Below are 17946 nucleotides of genomic sequence, written 5' to 3' on the forward strand. Positions count from 1 at the left end.
TTCGGCTTTTCAGCCCGCCGGTGCAGCCTCTTTCCCCCCTCCCGAGCGACTTCTCTTGCCTGATACCAGGCTTTACGGGGCTTCTTCTACCCTAGCCTTGGCTTTTCAGACTATATCCACTCGACTTTTTCACTTGCTTCATCTACTCACTCGCTTCATTCACCGTACAGTTTTTTGTAGATGGGATTATGATGTCTTCATTCTTCACACCACGAGGCGCCCCGCGCCACCCGGCGAGCGCCCGCGCGCTCAGCCTGTCGTTGCTGCTGGGTTTGAGCCCGCTTGCCGGTATCACCCCGGCGGCGCTGGCAACACCGACTCAGACGGCATCTGACCAGCCAACTCAGGTTGCACCCGCTCAGGCAGACCCGAAACAGGCGACCCCCGCCTCCCCCGCTGCAGCTTTGGTTCAGGAGCAAGCAGACAAACAGCAGATTCCTGCGGCTCAAGGCGAGCAGACCAATTCGCTACCGACTCTGCGCGTCACTAGCGGAGCACTAAGAATTTATGCTGGAGGCACGGTGCATGTTGAGGGCACCGGCTTCACTCCCGAATTCTTGGCACACAATGAGCTACGTAGCCTCATTATTGCGCCCAAGGGTTCCTCTACCTACGTGGGTCCTCACCAAGAGCCAACATACCAGGGACCGCGTTTTGACGTTCCGACGCCTGCCGCAGACGGGACTTTCAGCGCCGACTTGGAAGTATCCTCCAACGACATCCCTGCGGGCATGGAGTACGAAGTTATTTTGACCTACCGCCCGCTAGATGACGCACACCCCTATCAGTGGAATACTGAGGACCGTATTCGTACGGTGCTCCCTGTAACAAATGATTTTCCGGCATCTGTTCTGCCTTCTATTACCTATGATGTGAATTCTATTTCTGAGGAGCAGATTAATTCCGGAAAACCAATTGAAATCAATATGACGGGTTCGGGTTTTGACGGGATGAATAAGCTAAGTTTTACTCTCGTTGAATACGACCCGACTGCAAATGTTACCCATAAATATCTCAAGGAGCTGGGGGCTTTTGACCCTTCAGATTCTCCGTACTTTAAGCGTGTTTTTCACGGTCTAATTCCTAACGGTCATTTTCAGCATAAAATTACGATTCCTGCCGGTCTTTTGAAATCAGGCAAGGGTTATTACCTGTCGGTACAGGGAGATTCTCCTTCAGGCCCGATTGCTATGAGGCGTGCCTTCCCCTTCGTTCCTGTGGGCAAGAACCCCATGAAAATGCCTTACCAGAGCAATACGTACCGCAATACTCTTCCGAAGGTTTCACTGTCTCCTCAGACGGTTGACCCGTACCATGAGGGGAAATATAAAGTCACTATTTCTAATATTTCCCCGGAAGTTGATTTGGGATACTATATTGGATCAATCAGTGTTTATAGTAAAACCGCTCAAAAAACTATTGCCAACCTCAGCATTAATAGTGAACATTACTATGAACGTGACAAAATTGTGGTCCGTAACCCCGACGGCACCCAAACCGTAGAACTTGAAATTAATGCGGAGGATATTAAAGAGCTACGGGGCGTGTATTTGGGTTCCGAAGCGGAGCTGAGGGTCTATTTCTCAGATAATCCTTACTACGGTTCAGAGAACCATAATTTTACGGTTGCTGCACCAGTTCGGCTGGCGGATTCCCCTACCCCGTTGACCCCTCCCACCCCTGCGGAGGATAAGAAACCTGACAACCCGGTTGGCATGAAGCTCACCTCGGGCACCCTCAACATTTCTGAGGGCGGTACTATCTCTGTGACGACTGCGCCGCTGAGTGCCGAGTTCCGCGCGAAGTACACGCTGTATGAGTTCGGCATTGTGGAGCGCGGTGAGAATTACCTCTGGTCACGCTACGGCGATCCCCTTCCTGAGGCGCAGTATGGCAGCAAGGTTGCCGACCTCCGCGCTGAGGGTAAGGCCCACGATAATCCTGACGGGAGCGTCACGTTCACTCTTGACATTCCGAAGCAGTGGATGACGGTTCCGGAGGGTACCCTCTTCGACGTGGTGCTGACCTACTACCCGTCCAATCAGTCGGAGCCGGACCCCTATTCTCCGTATGATGATCCCCGTAGTACGGCACGAATTCCCTTGCCCACGGTGCGCGACCCTGAGCCTGATCAGCCGACGTACCGCTACAGCATTTCGGCGATTGATAAGCCGTGGCAGGATACGACTCTGACGGTTGAGGGCTACCATATTCTTCCCCCGAATATCGTAGGCGGGTACGACAGCCAGGCGTACGTCACTCTGTATGAGGCAGACCCGGCTACGGGAAAGATTATGGGACACCCTGTTTTCTCCCATGTTGTTCCGTTGACGGGCAACTGCTTGCATCACTGTACGGGTTTCCGCAATAACTATTTCGGCACGAAGATGACGATTCCGGCGGGTACATTGAAGCCGGGCAGGCTCTACATGATTGGTATCTACGGTTCTAATCTGCCTCACCCGGGCGAGGAGGATTATAGCGGTAGCCTGCTGACCAGTGTTGCGCAGTTCCTTCCGGTGCGGTCGGGGCAGCCGAGCGATAACCAGCCGAACCCTGACCAGCCTGTAGCGCGTCCGGATTTGTACATTCCGTATAAGCGCATCAACCCGTATCAGGAGATGAATACTCTCACCGCCCGTGTCTCGGGTCTTCCGAAGCTTACCGAGGGCTATTACCGTTTCTCGGTTCAAGCGACGGATATTTTTGGAGAGCTGACCGGTGAGAAGGCCCTGGAACAGGTTATTCCCGTTGAGCGCATCCACGATGGTGCCGCGGAGGAGAAGCTGAATATTCCCGGTAGCGCGCTGAATTATGAGGGGTCTTACAGGGTTGTTCTGGAGAAGGTAATCCCCGGCAAGGATGGCGCGGCGGATGCGGTCGAGCCGGTGGCTTCCGAGAATCTTGACCTCTTGGCGAATACTGCTGAGGAGCAGAAGGCTGCTGTCGAGTGGGTTAAGCAGCAGGTTCTTCTGGACGAGAGTAAGACCGTTTTGAGTCGCCGCGATGTGACGGTGGCGCTGTACCGCCTGGCGGGTGCACCTCATGTTGAGCTGCCTGCAACCAGTCCTTATGCGGATGTGGCGCCGAGCGACCCGGACTACGCCGCGTACATTTGGGCTCGTCAGAATGGCATTACCTTCGGCTGGGCTGACGGCAAGTTCCACCCGGAGGCAAACCTTTCGACGCGTTCTGCGGTGGCGTTCTTGTACAGGTACCAGCGGATGGTTACCCCGGCTCCTGCGCCGGAGTCGAGCAGTTTGCCGTCTTCGTCTGTGCCCAAGAACAGTAGCGTGCCGGGTGATTCTCCCGTCCGGGTTTCGCGTTCGCATTGGTCCGATTATGAGCGTACGGATACTGCATTCTGGCGGGAGTCGCTGTGGGCTACTCAGCAGTTCATCTGGGGTTATACGGATTATGATCACCGCTACGCCGAGGGTTTCAGTTCAGATGCTGTTTCCTCTTCGGAGTTCTCGGTCATGCTGTACCGTATGGCGCACGGCGGCAGTCGTCTTGGTTAGTTTCGGTGCGTGAGGGGGCTGGCGGGCTGTGTTCTTCGAGTCGTTGTGCCGCAGGCTCAACAGCTAGATCAGTCCCGCCCCTAGCATCCTATACAGGCACCGGTGAGGGAATTCGGGAGCGTTACCCGGTGGGAGTCTTCCCGCGAGTAGCGCCCCGGTTTCCCGGCGCTTGATTTACTCAACCTTTTCGCTCACTTCACTTATTCACGCTTCATCTGTTCGCTCGCTTCATTCACCGTACAGTTTTTTGTAGATGGGATAATGATGTCTTCATTCTTCGCACCACGAGGCGCTCCGCCTCACTCCGATACCCCGCGCCACCCGGCGAGCGCCCGCGCGCTCAGCCTGTCGTTGCTGCTAGGTTTGAGCCCGCTTGCCGGTATCACCCCGGCGGCGCTGGCAGCACCGGCTCAGGCGGCACCTGACCAGCAGGCGCAACCGGCACAGGCGACCCCCGCCTCCCCCGCTGTAGCTTTGAACCAGCGCCAGACAGAAAACCAGCAGAATCCTGTAGCCCAGGGCGAGCAGATCAATTCGCTACCGACTTTGCGTGTCACCAGTGGCACGTTAAAAATTGAGACTGGTGGCACGGTGCATGTTGAAGGCACCGGCTTCACTCCCGAATTCTTGGCACACAATGAGCTACGTAGCCTCATTATTGCGCCCAAGGGTTCCTCTACCTATGTCGGTCCTTACCAGGAGCCCACATACCAGGGGCCGCGCTTTGATGTTCCGAGGCTTTCAGCAGACGGAACTTTCAACGCCGACTTGGAAGTATCCTCCAACGGCATCCCTGCGGGCATGGAGTACGAAGTTATCTTGACCTACCGCCCGCTGGATGACGCACACCCCTATCAGTGGAGCACTGAAGACCGTATTCGCACAGCACTCGCCGTGACGAGTAATTTCCCGCAGTCTGCTTTGCCTTCTATTACCTATGATGTGGATTCTATTTCTGAGGAGCAGATTAATTCAGGAAAACCAATTGAAATCAATATGACGGGTTCGGGTTTTGACGGGATGAATAAGCTACGTTTCACCCTTGTGGAAATCGACCCGAATGATCCTGAAAGTTATCATCGTTATTCAGATTTCGAGGATTTAGTTCCTGCAGATTCTCCGTACTTGAAGCGGGTTTTTCATGGTCTGATTCCTAACGGTCATTTTCAGCGTAAGATTACGATTCCTGCCGGTTTTTTAAAGCCTGGTAAGGGGTATTATCTGAGCGTGGTTGGATCTTATCCCTCTGGGGTTGATTCTTCTCCCTTCGGCATTAACGCTATATCGCGCGATTTCCCCTTCATTCCTGTGGGTAAGAACCCCGCGAAAATGCCTTACCAGAGCAATACGTACCGCAATACCCTTCCGAAGGTTTCACTGTCTCCTCAGACGGTTGACCCGCACCATGAGGGGAAATATAAAGTTACTATTTCTAACATTTCCCCGGAAGTTGATTTGGGGTATTACGTCAAATCCGTCGACATTTATAGTAAAACCGCTCGAAAGACTATCGTCGGAATTACTGACATTCCTTACTTTGATTATGACATTATTGTTGTCCGTAACCCTGACGGTACCCGCACCGTAGAACTTGAAATTGACTCTGCAGTCATCAAGGAGTTGCAGAATGTGTACCTTGGTTCTGAGGCAGAGCTGAGGGTAGCTTTCTCAGATTCTCTTTATCAGAAGGGTAATCACATTTTTACGGTCACTGCGTCCGTGCAGCTGGCTGCTCCTCCGACCCCGATAAATCCTCCCGCATCTGATGAAGTGCGTTTGAGTGTCACTTCAGGTACCCTCAATATTTCTGAGGGCGGCACTGTCTCTGTGACGACTGCACCACTGAGTGCTGAGTTCCGCAAGAAGTACACGCTCTTCGAGTTCGGCATTGTGGAGCGAGGGAAGGACTACGAGTGGTCAAGCTACGGCAGTAAGCTACCTGAAGCCCAGTACGGTAAGAGAGTCGCTACCCTTCGAAATCAGGGGAAGGTTCATGAAAACCCTGATGGAAGCATTACGTTCACCTTTGATGTTCGCAAGCAAATCTTTGATGTACCCGAGGGCACTCTCTTCGATGTCGTGTTGACGTTCTACCCGTCTGATGAAGCTGAGCCGGATTTGCGTTGGGAGTCGACAGACCGCCGTCTTACGGCACGAGCTTCTCTGCCGGTAGTGCGTGACCCTGAGCCTGTTCAGCCAACGTACCGCTACAGCATTTCGGCGATCGATAAGCCGTGGCAGGATACCACTCTGACGGTTGAGGGCTACCATATCCTCGATCCTCATGCGGTAGGTGGTCATGAATCGGTTGCGCACCTCACCCTCTACGAGGCTGACCCGGCCACCGGAAAGATTATGGGACGCCCTGTTTTCTCCGACATAATTCCGCTGACAAGTTGCGGACAACTTTGCGGCGGATTCCATAATCGTTACTTCAGCACGGAGATGACGATTCCGGCGGGTACGTTGAAGCCGGGCAGGCTCTATATGATTGGCATCTACGGTTCTAATCTGCCTCGTCCTGGCGAGGAGGAGTACAGCGGTAGCCTACTGACCAGTGTCGCTGAGTTCCTTCCCGTGCGGTCTACGCAGCCTAACCCTGACCAGCCTGTAGCGCGTCCGGACTTGTACATTCTGAATAAGCGCATCAGCCCGTACGAGGAGATGAATACCCTCACCGCGCGTATCTCGAATCTTCCGAAGCTTACCGATGGTCATTACCGTTTCTCGGTTCAGGCAACGGATGATTCTGGCGAGCCAACCGGCGAGAAGGTCCTGGAACAGGTCATTCCTGCTGAGCACCTTCAGAATGGTTCTACGGATGAGAAGCTGGATATTCCCGGTAGCGCGCTGAATTATGAGGGGTCTTACAGGGTTGTTCTGGAAAAGGTAACCCCCGGCAAGGATGGCGCCGCGGACACGGTCGAGCAGGTCACTTCTGAGGGCCTTGAGCTCTTTGTAAGCTACACTGCGGAGCGGGAAGCGGCTGTTGAGTGGGTTAAGCAGCAGGCTCTTCTGGATGAGCATAAGGCTGTGCTGAGTCGCCGCGATGTCACGGTGGCGCTGTACCGTCTTGCGGGCGCACCTCATGTTGAGCTGCCTGCAACCAGTCCTTACGCGGATGTAACCCCGGACGATCCGGACTATGCCGCGATTGTGTGGGCTCGTCAGAAGGGTATTACGTTCGGTTGGGTCGATGGTAAGTTCCACCCGGAGGCGAACCTTTCGATTGCCTCGACGGTGGCGTTCCTGTACAGGTACCAACGAGCGCTAACCCCTGCGTCTTCGCCGGAGTCGAGCAGTTTGCCGTCTTCGCCTGTACCGAAGAGCGATACGTCAGATAGCAGTAATGTACCGGAGGACTCTCCCACACGGGATTCACGTTCGCGGGTGCACTGGCCCGAGTATGAGCGTATGGATACTGCGTTCTGGAGGGAATCGCTGTGGGCTACCCAGCAGATTATCTGGGGATACGCAGAATATTATCGAGGCCACGGTGAGAATTTCAGCTCGGATACTGTTTCCTCTTGGCAGTTCTCACTGATGCTCTACCGCATGGAGCACGGCGGCAGCCGCCTCAAGTAGTTGCCCTGAAATAGTTATTCCTGAAGTAGCTATTTGAGAGTCGTCCCCTGCGGCCACGCAGCCTGATGCTGTGTTGCTTTACAATCGGTGATGGCGGGCTGAAATTTTCGGGCTGATTCGCCCGGCTTTTCAGCCCGCCAGCACTTTCGCTAAGACGAACTGTGCACCCCCTTTTCTACTCAACTTTTCGTTCCTTTTCACCGTTCGTTTCTCCCCTTCCACTCAACGTTTTCCCTCACTCGCTTCAATCACCTCGCAAAAAACCACTGTGCAGAAAGCCACCGTGCCGAAAGCACAGTGCAGAACATTAGATGGGATAACCGTGTCTTCTTTCTTCCGACCAACCACAGCTCAGGGTGCTAAGACGCCCACCTTAAAAGCCCCTGCCCAAAATGCCCGCACTCTAAAGACTCAGGGCAAGAAGGCAATCAGCCTCTCCCTGTTGCTGGGCATGACCCCGGCGCTGGCGGTCACCCCTGCTGTGCATGCTGATGCGGCACCGGCGAAACCCGCACAGACTGCTCAAGCGGCCCCTGTTCAGGTAGGCGCCGCAACCACTAGCGCCAGCGATGCCGACAAGATTGATTTGAAGGTCACCACCGGCACTCTCAATATTTCTCAGGGTGGCACGGTGTCCGTGACGACTTCCCCGTTGACCCCCGAGTTCCGTAAGAAGTACAAGCTCTTCCAGTTCGGTCTCGTGAACCGTGGTACCGGTTACGAGTGGTCCCGTACCGGCGAGGCAACCCAATATCCTCTGCACCGCGGCAAGGTTGATCATCTTCGAGATGAGGGTATTGTCCACGACAACCCGGACGGAAGCCTCACCTTCACCTTTGAGGTCAAGAAGCAGACCATCCGGGCGACCCCTTCGCCTGCCCTTGACGTGGTGTTGACCTACTACCCGGCGGGCGAGCGCGAGCCGAGCGCCGAGGAGTATGAGGACCCCCGCCTTACTGCCCGCACTCCGCTCAGCCTGACTCAGGACCCTGAGCCGGATCAGACTACTTACGTGTACAGCATGCCGGCGGTCGATAACCCCTGGGTTGATACGCAGCTGAAGATTGAGGGCTACCATATTCTCTCTAAGCAGCTTCTTGAGCCGGGAAGTGCCCCAGCATATCTGATGCTGTATGAGGTTGACCCCGCTACGGGGTTGATGGTGGGCAAGCCTGTTTTCACTCATGCAGTTCGTTATACGGATTGCGGGGAATACTATTGCTGGAGTTTCCTCAACAACTATTTCTCTGCTGATGTGACAATTCCTGCGGGTACTCTGCGACCGGGCAAGTCGTACATGATCGGCGTCTACAGCGGCCTCTTCCCGAATCCGGATGAGGAGAAGGTACCCGGTAGCCTTTTGACGGATGTTGCCCCGTTTATTCCGGTGCGCTCGCCTAACTCGAGCACCGAGGTGAAGGATGCCGCCCCGGTTCTGCGCGTTGAGCCGCAGCAGATGGACCAATATCGTTCTGATTCACCGCAGGTGAGCCCCTATTGGGAGAAGAACACGTTGCAGGTGCGTGCCGTGAACCTGCCGAACCTCGCTGAGGACCATTACCGCTTCTCGCTACAGGCTACGGATGCTTCTGGCAATCTGACCGGTCAGAAGGCGCTGGAGCAGGATATTGCGGCTGACCGCATCCAGAGCGGTTACACGGAGGCAACGCTCACTATTCCCGGTGAGGCGCTGAATTATCAGGGCGGTTACAAGCTGGTTGTGGAGAAGGTTCTTCCCGGTCAGGGTGGTGCCGCGGATTCTGTGCAGCAGGTTGTTTCTACTGACCTTGGTTTGGTGGTGAACGCGTTTGAGGAGCGTGAGGCTGCGAAGAGGTGGTACAAGGCTCAGCAGCTTCCCAAGTCAGATTCCTATTCTTCTGAGAATTTGACGCGCCGTGATCTGACGGTGGCTCTCTATATGCTGGCGGGTTCCCCGAAGGTTGAGCTTCCGGCAACCAGCCCGTATCCGGATGTTCAGCCCAACGACCCGGACTACGCCGCATATATTTGGGCTCGACAGAAGGGCATTACGTTCGGTTGGATTGATGGTAATTTCCACCCGGATGCGAAGGTTTACGATTCTTCGGCGGTGGCGTTCCTGTATAGATATCAGAGGGCGCAGGGTAAGGTTCCTGCGGCGAAACCTCGTCCTGTTTCTTCGGCGTCAAAGAAGAGTAGCCTGCCGGGTGGTTCTTCTGAACGTGGGTGGAATACTGTTCTCGGCTGGCATTACTCGTTCCATAAGGAGTCCCAGTGGGCGATTGATCAGCACATTTGGGGTTATATCAGCGAACAGTCTACCTATGAGGCGTATGGGCAGTCGTTTATTGGGCACACAGAACTCGCTACGATGCTGTACCGTATGGAGCACGGCGGCAGTCGTCTCAGGTAGCGCCTCTCCGTGGTGTTAGCCATTCTGGTTGGCTTTCGTCAAATAGGCGACTTTATGGCTCTGTTTATGTGCCATTTTTATTGTGGGTGACTTTTATGTTGCCTTACCCACCGCATTGTGAATATTCTCAACCTGCAGAGGTTGCATAGGTGCGAATTTTTCGAATGCGGTGGGTTTTTTACGCTTTCTTTTTTGTACAGTGACCAGTGTTTGTGCTTATCAGCACACTATTTAGGCATATTTTCCACGTCATGCACATACTTTTTAAAGCTATACTTCACCTTAAGACATGCGATAAAACACACAGGCATTTTTCGCACTGATGACCTTTCAGGTTCCAGCACGTCTTAACTATTTGCTACGGTGTTTATGCGCACCACACTCGATGCGTGACACCGATAAAAACTGATTGGATAACAATGTCCTCACTTCCCAACCACATGCGCTTTGCGCTACCCAAAAATGTGGCCAAGAGCAGCTGCGCCATCACCCTGGCTGGCGCTATGCTCTTGCCTCTCTCCCCCGCGTTTGCCGCACCTGCTACTCCGGTAGCAACCCAGGCTGTTGAACAGGGCGAGGCTCAGGGTGCTCAGCGTCTGCAGGTTACCTCCGGCACTTTTGATATTCTCAAGGGCGGCAACGTGACGGTTAGCGGCTCCGGTTTCTCCAAGGACTTCGTTGCAGGCAAGTCGTTCCGCCTGTACGTTGTTCCGAAGGGTGAAAGCGTCGCTTTCCCGCCGCACCACCCGCGTGATTACCCCTTCTATGTTCAGGATGTTCCCGCGTCCGCTTTTGCGGCTGACGGCACCGTGAACCTGACCGCTTCTATCGGCGCTAACTATCTGGAGGCCAATGGCTCGTCCTTCGATGTTGTGCTCGGTTACCGCGATGACGCTGAAGACGGCTGGATTCCTGCGGATGAGGTTCGTACTGAACTGAAGGTTGCGGATGTTCCCGCCGTTGATTCCCCGACCCTGTCGTACAGCGCTTCGTCGGTGAATGCTTCTGAGAACGCTAAGGTCACTGTGAACGGTGCTGGTTTCCAGAATATTTCGTACAACGGTAGCGAGTCGCTGATTGTTGCGGTTCGTGCGGTTGATCCGGCGACCGGTAAGGCGACCGGCCCCGCACTGGCTCAGTCGGAGGCTAAGTTCACCTCCTACTCTGCTTTCTTTGGTCAGTACATGGGTTACACCAACGGCCGTTTCTCGACTGTTCTGGACATCCCGGCGGGCACCCTGAAGTCCGGCAACTCCTATGTTGTGCAGACTTTCGAGTTCAACGTTCCGGAAGATAACGATGAGGCGAACAGCCAGGCGCTGAGCACTCAGGCGTTTGTTCCGGTGAACGGTGAGAACGTTAAGAAGGAGTCTCCTTCGGTTTCTTTGAGCACTGACAAGGTGGATCTGAGCTCTTCGACCACTATCCGTGTGAAGGGTAAGGATTTCGACGTCCCCGCTGGTGCTACCGTGAATGTGCTGTTCTCGGCTGCTGAGGCTGACGGCAACCCGACCGGTGAGGCTCTGGATAGCATCACTCTGAACGCTGACCGTGTGGCGACCGGCGCGTTTGAGACGACCGTTAACGTTGACGGCACCAAGCTGGATGAGGATAGCCACTACGCTATTTTTGTAACCATCAACTACGCCGATGGTCAGCGTGAGCGCATCGCGGCTGATTACCTGACCCTGACCGGTGAGTCTGCGAACAAGAAGGCTCGTGAGCGTTTCGCTGATGTTCCGGTTGCTCACGCGAACCACAAGGCTGTTCTGTGGGCTGCTGATCAGAAGCTGATTGATTCTCGCGAGAAGGATTGGTTCGGCGTTAATGATGATGCGACCCGCGGCGAGCTGACTGTTGCACTGTACCGTATGGCTGGTTCCCCGAAGGTTGATCTGCCGGCTACTAGCCCGTACCCGGATGTGAAGGCCGATGACCCGAACTACGCTGCGTACATTTGGGCTCGTCAGAAGGGTATTACTTTCGGCTGGTCTGATGGTAAGTTCCACGCGAATGCGTCTGTGTCTAACGCTACTGTTGCGGCGTTCCTGTACCGTTTTGATGGTAAGAAGTCGGTTGCTGCGACTGAGGCGCCGTACACCGATGTAAAGGTCGGCTCTGCGTTCTACCGTGAGATTACTTGGGCTAAGCAGCAGAAGCTGCAGGTTTTCCCGGGCTCTGAGTACCACCCGTCTGCGCTGGTGAGCCGTGGTGAGCTGGCTGGTTTCTTGATGAACTACAAGGTCCGCTAGGGTTTTGCTAGTTCACTGGGTTTAGCTTCTAGGTTCTAGAGATTATGCCGGGCTGGCGGCGATGAAACGTTGGTTTTATCCCGCCGGCCCGGCTTTCTGTGTCTCCTGCAGGGCGTTTATGAGGTGCCTGCAAGGTATCTGTAGGGGCGCGTGCGGGACTGTCGCCCGGTGCTGTTCCGCGGTTTTTCGAGGTATTTTTGCCGGCTAACACGCTAATGTGGGCTGTACCGCATGTGGGGCGCGCCTCATGCGGTACCCGCTATTGGGCGGATTTTTGGGGTGCTCTACTCCCCTTTTTTAAGAATGTTCTGTGGAGTGTAAATTAATATTTTTCAAGCTGTGGTTTATGCTTAGGACTGTTGCGCCCCCTTGGTGCGCGCCCTTATCCGGCTGGGTGCGTAGAACTAGAGGGAGCCCATCACACACCGACACATCAACCACATTGAGGATTTATGTCCCAGGATTTTAAGCAGTCGACTGATACTGCCCATAATTCTTCTGCACCTCTGCTGGCACCGGAGGGCACCCCCGAGGCTTCTTCTCAGGCTGAGTCGAAGAAGCGTAAGCGCCGCCGTATTGAGCTGGCTGTTGGCGCTGTGGCGCTGGCGGGTGTTTTGTATCTGCCGTTCTCACCTCTTTTCTCTTTTTATGATCCGTCGGAGGCGCGTCTTTCTTCGGCGGATACTGCTGCGCCGGCGACCGCTTCGGCGACTTCTACTTCTGCTCTGGTGTCGAGTTCTTCGACCCAGGGCCCGAAGATTCTGCGTCCGTCCGTGACCGCGCCGGATGCGAACACTATTTTTGCTGATGCCCCTGAGGATTCTGCGTACTATGCGGGTATCCGTTGGGCTGTTCGCACCCAGACGATGGAGCCGGTTTCTGAGGACCAGTTTGGTGCTGAGGATCCGGTGACTCGTGGCGAGTTGATCACCATGTTCTATAAGCTGGCGGGTTCGCCGGCGGTGGCCCGTCCGGAGCATTCGCCGTATGCGGATGTTGATGAGTCTGACCCGAACTATGATGCGTACCTGTGGGCGCGTCAGGAGCGTATTACGTCCGGTTGGGTTGATGGTAAGTTCCATGCGGAGGCGCGCTTGTCGAATGCTTCCGCTGCGGCGCTTCTGTACCGTGCTGATGGTGCGCAGAAGATTCAGATGTCGGGTACTTCCCCGTTTAGCGATGTTTCGTCTGCGACTCCGTTCTACCGTCAGATTGTGTGGGCGTCTCGCCATGGTGTGTCGACGGTGTCTGAGGGTAATGCTTTTGAGCCGACGGCTCAGACCTCTCGTGGTCGTGTTGCGATGATGATGTACCTATACTTCCGCACTTCGTAGTTTTTACACTTCGTATTTTTGACGCTTTGCTTTAGCGTTTGGTTAGTGTGTTTGGCGGCCCTGTGCTCCTTGTTGGGAGTGCGGGGCCGCTCGTATTTTGAGGACTGTGCGCGGAGTTGCCTGGGGGTTGGGGCCGCCTGGGTTTGGGGTTATCCGTGCGCGGCATCATGCACGCAGTGAAATATTTTGGAAGGTTCAAGTTTTTCGTGAGCAACGCACTAATTTCTACTTGAAGGTTTGTTAGGGTGAGAGTATCCCCGAAACCGACGGGGGCACTCAACCACTTCTCGTTGGGCTGGTGCAGATTCCACGGAGATTTCTCACCCCAGAAACCCTATGAACCTGCATCATCCCGGTGGGTACGACCATTAAGGATGATGTATGTCCGCTCTTCCGAATTCTAAGGCTTCACTCCTGTATGCAACCCGCAGCTGCAGTGCACTGGCACTAGCGGGTGCGATTATTCTGCCACTGTCTCCTGCGATTGCTCAGAACGCTACTGCAGATACTCCTGCGGCGGCTGGTTCCCAGTCGAATGATCGCGTCCATGAGAACCCTGTTGCTACTTCTGATGAGTTCGATCCCCACTTGAGCTACAACGCCTTGAAGAACACTGATGAGGATCAGGTTCTGGACTTCTGGGGTTGGGGTTTTGAGGGTGCTTTTAACTCCCCGAAGGGTGTTCAGGTTGTTGTGCGAGAGGTGGGTTTGAACTCTCCGGTTCTGGTGGTTAGCGACATCGTTGAATATAACCACGAGAATCTGGCTTTCGCTTACCAGAGCGGCTACATCCACGGTACGGCGAAGATTCCGGCGAACACCCTGGATAAGGAAAAGGATTATGTTATCGAGGTGTGGGGTAACAACGGCTACGAGGGCGACGAGTTCATTACCCCCGTCGTGGGTCAGGCACCCGAGGGCCGCGGCACCCTGCTTGCTACCCAGGAGCTGAATTTCGAAGGCGCTGACGGCACGACAGCTTCGGATATTCCGGGTAAGACCCCGCAGAAGGTTACGTTCAGGTATCAGTACGACGGCGATGATTGGTACCTGTACACCGCTGAGGGTGGCACCATCCATGTGAAGGGTTGGGGCTACACCAAGGAGTGGCGTGAGAAGCACGGCAAAGTAGTGTTTTACATTGCTACTTCTCGGGGTGTTCCTGACGATGGTGATTTCCTGCCCGCTAAGGATGTGCTGCTCCGTTTTGAGGAGGGTAAGGACTTCACCATTGCTGAAAACGGCACCCTGAATGCTCAGTTGACGGTTAAGCCCGGTGAGCTGCAGAACTACTACGAGCCTCGCGTCCCCTTCCCCGGTGCTCCGAGTTACGAGAAGCGTTACGAGGTGAATTATGAGATTGGCATGTTTACCGAGAAACAGGGTCAGCCCCCGCTGACCCTTAATGATCTGCGGGCTGGCAAGAACGTGCTGTTTCATAGTGCGCTGCACACTCAGGCATTCCGCCCCAGCCCGTTTGCTCCCAAGGTGGAGTACAAGGCTCTGGGTGATACTACCGCTGATCAGAACATTTACTTCTTGGGTACCGGCTTCTACGGCAAGTTTAACTTCTCCAGGGGTGTTCAGTATGTGATTCGTGAGAAGGGCTCAAACACCCCGGTTCTGGCGACGAGCGACATTTTTGAGTATAACCACCCTAGCCATATTTCTGAGTTCAAGAACGGCAAGGTACGCGGCGTCGTGAAGGTTCCGGCGAATACTCTGGATCCGGCGAAAAAGTACGTGGTGGAGGTTTGGACTAACAACGGCTACAAGAACGGCGAGAATGCCGGCCCTGTGGTGGGCAAGGCACCTGAGGGTCGCAGTGAGCTGTTGGCTTCTCAGGACCTGAACTTCAAGGGGTCTGACGCTGATGAGGGTAAGCAGCCCAGCCTGACTGATGAGCAGCGCAAGGAACGCGCTACCCGCGGCGAGCTGACGGCGGCTCTGTACGCTCAGGCTGGTAGCCCCAAGGTGAACCTCCCGGTAGTCTCCCCCTGGCCGGATGTGAAGACCACCGACCCGAACTATGCCGCCTATGTGTGGGCTCGCCAGAAGGGTATTACTTTCGGCTGGTCTGACGGTAAGTTCCACGCGGAGGCAAGCATCTCGAACGCTACGGTTGCGGCATTCACCTACCGTGCAGCGGGTTCCCCTACCCTTGATCATGACTGGCACTCGTACACTGATCTGACCCCGGATTCTGCGTTCTTCCGTGAGATTGTGTGGGCTGGTCAGAACAGGGTTGCACTGAGCACCAGCGGCACGTTTGACCCCAAGCATACGGTGACTCGCGGTGAGCTGGAGGTTCTGATGATGGCTTTCTAGGTTCGCTAAGATAGCCCTCTGAATAACCCCGTGTTCCCGAATGGTTTTTCTGTTCGGGAGCACGGGGTTCTGTTTGTCGAAGTTCAGCATGCTGGGTTCTTAGCGGCTGGTCAACCTGGGAAAACCCTCAGAACCTTCAAGTCTCTCTTGAGTGTTCCTGACATCTGTTCAACCCTTTGCTAGGGTGAGAGTGTCCCCTGAATCGACGGGGATATTCGACCATTTCTCATTGGGTTGGCGCAGATTCGACGAAGATTCCTCACCACCTTTTAGAAACTGCATCGGCGCGATGGGTTCGACCGATAAGGAATGATTATGTCCGCTCTTCCGAATTTCAAGGCTTCGTCCTTCTTCCGTGCAGCACGGGGTTGCGGTGCATTGGCGTTGGCTGGCGCGATGGTTCTGCCGATGTCTCCTGCGATTGCTCAGAATGTTGTTGCGGATGCTCCTGCGGCGGCTGTTGCTGGTTCCCTGCCGGATCATCGCGTCCGCGAGAATCCTGTTGCTACTTCTGATGAGTTCGCTCCTCATTGGAGCTACAACGCTTTGAAGGATACCGGTAACGATCAGGTTCTGAACTTCTCTGGTTGGGGTTTTAAGGGTGATATTAACTCCCCGAAGGGTGTTCAGATTGTTGTGCGTGAGAAGGGCTCGAACACCCCCGTCCTGGCTATCAGCGACATTATCGAGTACAACGACCCCGAGTATTCGTCCCAGTACCAGCATGGACTCCTCAACGGTAACGTTAAGATTCCCGCTAACACCCTGGATACGGCGAAGCAGTACACCGTTGAGGTGTGGGGCAACAACGGCTACGAGGGCGACGAGTTCATTACCCCTGTCGTAGGTAAGGCACCCGAGGGCCGCGGCACCCTGCTCGCTTCTCAGGCGCTGAACTTCAATGGTTCTGATGGTTCGCAGGCTGCGGATGTTCCGGGCGCTAAGGCCACCCAGGAGTCTACCCCGACGTTCGAGGTTCTGTACGACGGCAAGGCTCAGCTGCTGTACACCTCCGAGGGCGGCGCCGTTCACGTGAAGGGTTCGGGTTTCACGAAGGAATGGCGTGAGAAGCACGGCAACGTAGCAGTTTATATTGCCGCTTCTCAGGGCGTTCCCGATGGTAGCCTTCTGCCCGCTGATGGTACGCCGCTCCGTTTTGAGGAGGGTAAGGACTTCACCATTGCCGAGGATGGCACCCTGGATGCTCAGCTGACCGTCAAGCCGGGCGCGCTGCTGAACTACTACGAGCCTCGCAACTACTTCCCCGGTATCCCGCGTTACGAGGTGCGTTACGAGGTTGACCTGGTTGCTGAGAAGCAGGGCGACTCCCAGCTGACGGTTAAGGACCTGTGGGCTGGTAAGAACGTGGTGCAACGTATTGCGGTGCAGACTCAGGCGTACCGCCCTGAGAAGTTTGCTCCCAAGGTGGAGTACAAGGCTCTGGGCGACACCACCGCGGATCAGGATATTTACTTCTCGGGTACCGGCTTCTACGGTGAGATTGCTTCCCCCAAGGGTGTTCAGTATGTAATCCGTGAGAAGGGTTCGAACACCCCGGTTCTGGCAACCAGTGACCTTATTGAGTACAACCACCACGACCGAGCCTTTGAGTTCGTGAACGGTGAGCTGTCCGGTAGCGTCAAGGTCCCGGCGAACACTCTGGATCCGGCGAAGAAGTACGTCGTGGAGGTGTGGGGTAACAACGGTTACGAGGACGGCGAGTTTGTCGCTCCCGTGGTGGGTAAGGCACCCGAGAGCCGCGGTACTCTGCTGGCTTCTCAGGACCTGAATTTTAAGGGTTCTGATGCGTCCAACACTGATGATAAGAAGCCTAGTCTGACCGATGAGCAGCGCAAGGAACGCGCTACCCGCGGCGAGCTGGCGGTGGCTCTGTACCTTCAGGCTGGCGCGCCCGAGGTGAAGCTGCCTGAGACGTCGCCCTGGCCGGATGTGAAGACTGACGACCCGAACTACGCTGCGTACATTTGGGTTCGTGAGAAGGGCATCAGCTACGGCTGGTCGGACGGCAAGTTCCACGCGGACGCTGGTATCTCGAACGCTACCGTTGCGGCGTTCACTTACCGTGCGGCGGGTTCTCCTGCGGTGAAGGGCGATTCTCCCTATGCGGATGTTAAGCCTGGTGCTCCGTTCTACCGTGAGATTCTGTGGGCGAGCCAGAATTTGCCTACTGTGTACGGTGGTCACTATTTCCTTCCTAAGCAGTTGCTGACTCGCGGCCACCTGGAAACTGTTCTGACTGCTTTCCAGACTCGATAAGCTGGCCCGCTAAACTGGCTCTGCTTGTCGACACTAGTCGCACGAATAACCCCGTGTTCCCGAATGGTTTTCTATTCGGGAGCGCGGGGTTCTGTTTTCGGGGTTTAGTTTGCTGAGTTTAGCGTGCTGGGTTCTCAGTTCTTAGTGGCTGGTCAACCTGTGAAAACCCTCAGAACCTTCAAGTCTCCATTGAGTGTTTCCTGACATCTGTTCAACCCTTTGATAGGGTGAAAACGTCCCCGAAACCGATGGGGATA

Annotated in this window: 7 protein-coding genes; all 7 read left to right on the forward strand. The window is 55.1% G+C overall.

Going from position 1 to position 17946, the window contains the following annotated elements; genetic code table 11:
• The first annotated feature begins 188 nt into the window (after positions 1-188).
• The 7 genes from O3649_RS04070 (at position 189) to O3649_RS04100 (ending at position 17689) form a co-directional block, all read left to right on the forward strand.
• Positions 189-3521, forward strand: coding sequence for an S-layer homology domain-containing protein (locus O3649_RS04070; RefSeq protein WP_371572887.1), 3333 nt, complete (start codon positions 189-191; stop codon positions 3519-3521).
• A gap of 261 nt (positions 3522-3782) precedes the next feature.
• The gene (locus tag O3649_RS04075; protein WP_371572889.1) at positions 3783-7106 is read left to right on the forward strand and encodes an S-layer homology domain-containing protein; all 3324 of its coding nucleotides are present in this window, start codon (positions 3783-3785) and stop codon (positions 7104-7106) included.
• 322 nt (positions 7107-7428) lie between these two features.
• Positions 7429-9498 (forward strand): S-layer homology domain-containing protein, encoded by a 2070-nt coding sequence (locus O3649_RS04080; RefSeq protein ID WP_371572891.1) that lies wholly within the window; start codon positions 7429-7431, stop codon positions 9496-9498.
• A gap of 419 nt (positions 9499-9917) precedes the next feature.
• Positions 9918-11750 (forward strand): S-layer homology domain-containing protein, encoded by a 1833-nt coding sequence (locus O3649_RS04085; RefSeq protein ID WP_070819711.1) that lies wholly within the window; start codon positions 9918-9920, stop codon positions 11748-11750.
• A gap of 452 nt (positions 11751-12202) precedes the next feature.
• Positions 12203-13084 (forward strand): S-layer homology domain-containing protein, encoded by an 882-nt coding sequence (locus tag O3649_RS04090; RefSeq protein ID WP_371572893.1) that lies wholly within the window; start codon positions 12203-12205, stop codon positions 13082-13084.
• A 381-nt stretch (positions 13085-13465) separates the two neighbouring features.
• Positions 13466-15412 carry a gluconolactonase gene (locus O3649_RS04095; protein ID WP_371572895.1) on the forward strand — a complete coding sequence of 649 codons (1947 nt, stop codon included), beginning with the start codon at positions 13466-13468 and terminating at the stop codon, positions 15410-15412.
• A gap of 315 nt (positions 15413-15727) precedes the next feature.
• Complete coding sequence (locus tag O3649_RS04100; protein ID WP_070629582.1) at positions 15728-17689, forward strand: gluconolactonase; 1962 nt, start codon at positions 15728-15730, stop codon at positions 17687-17689.
• Positions 17690-17946 lie beyond the last annotated feature (257 nt).

Origin of the sequence: Rothia sp. 27098_8_29 (genome assembly GCF_041432785.1) — a bacterium.
GTDB classification, from domain to species: Bacteria; Actinomycetota; Actinomycetes; order Actinomycetales; family Micrococcaceae; genus Rothia; species Rothia mucilaginosa.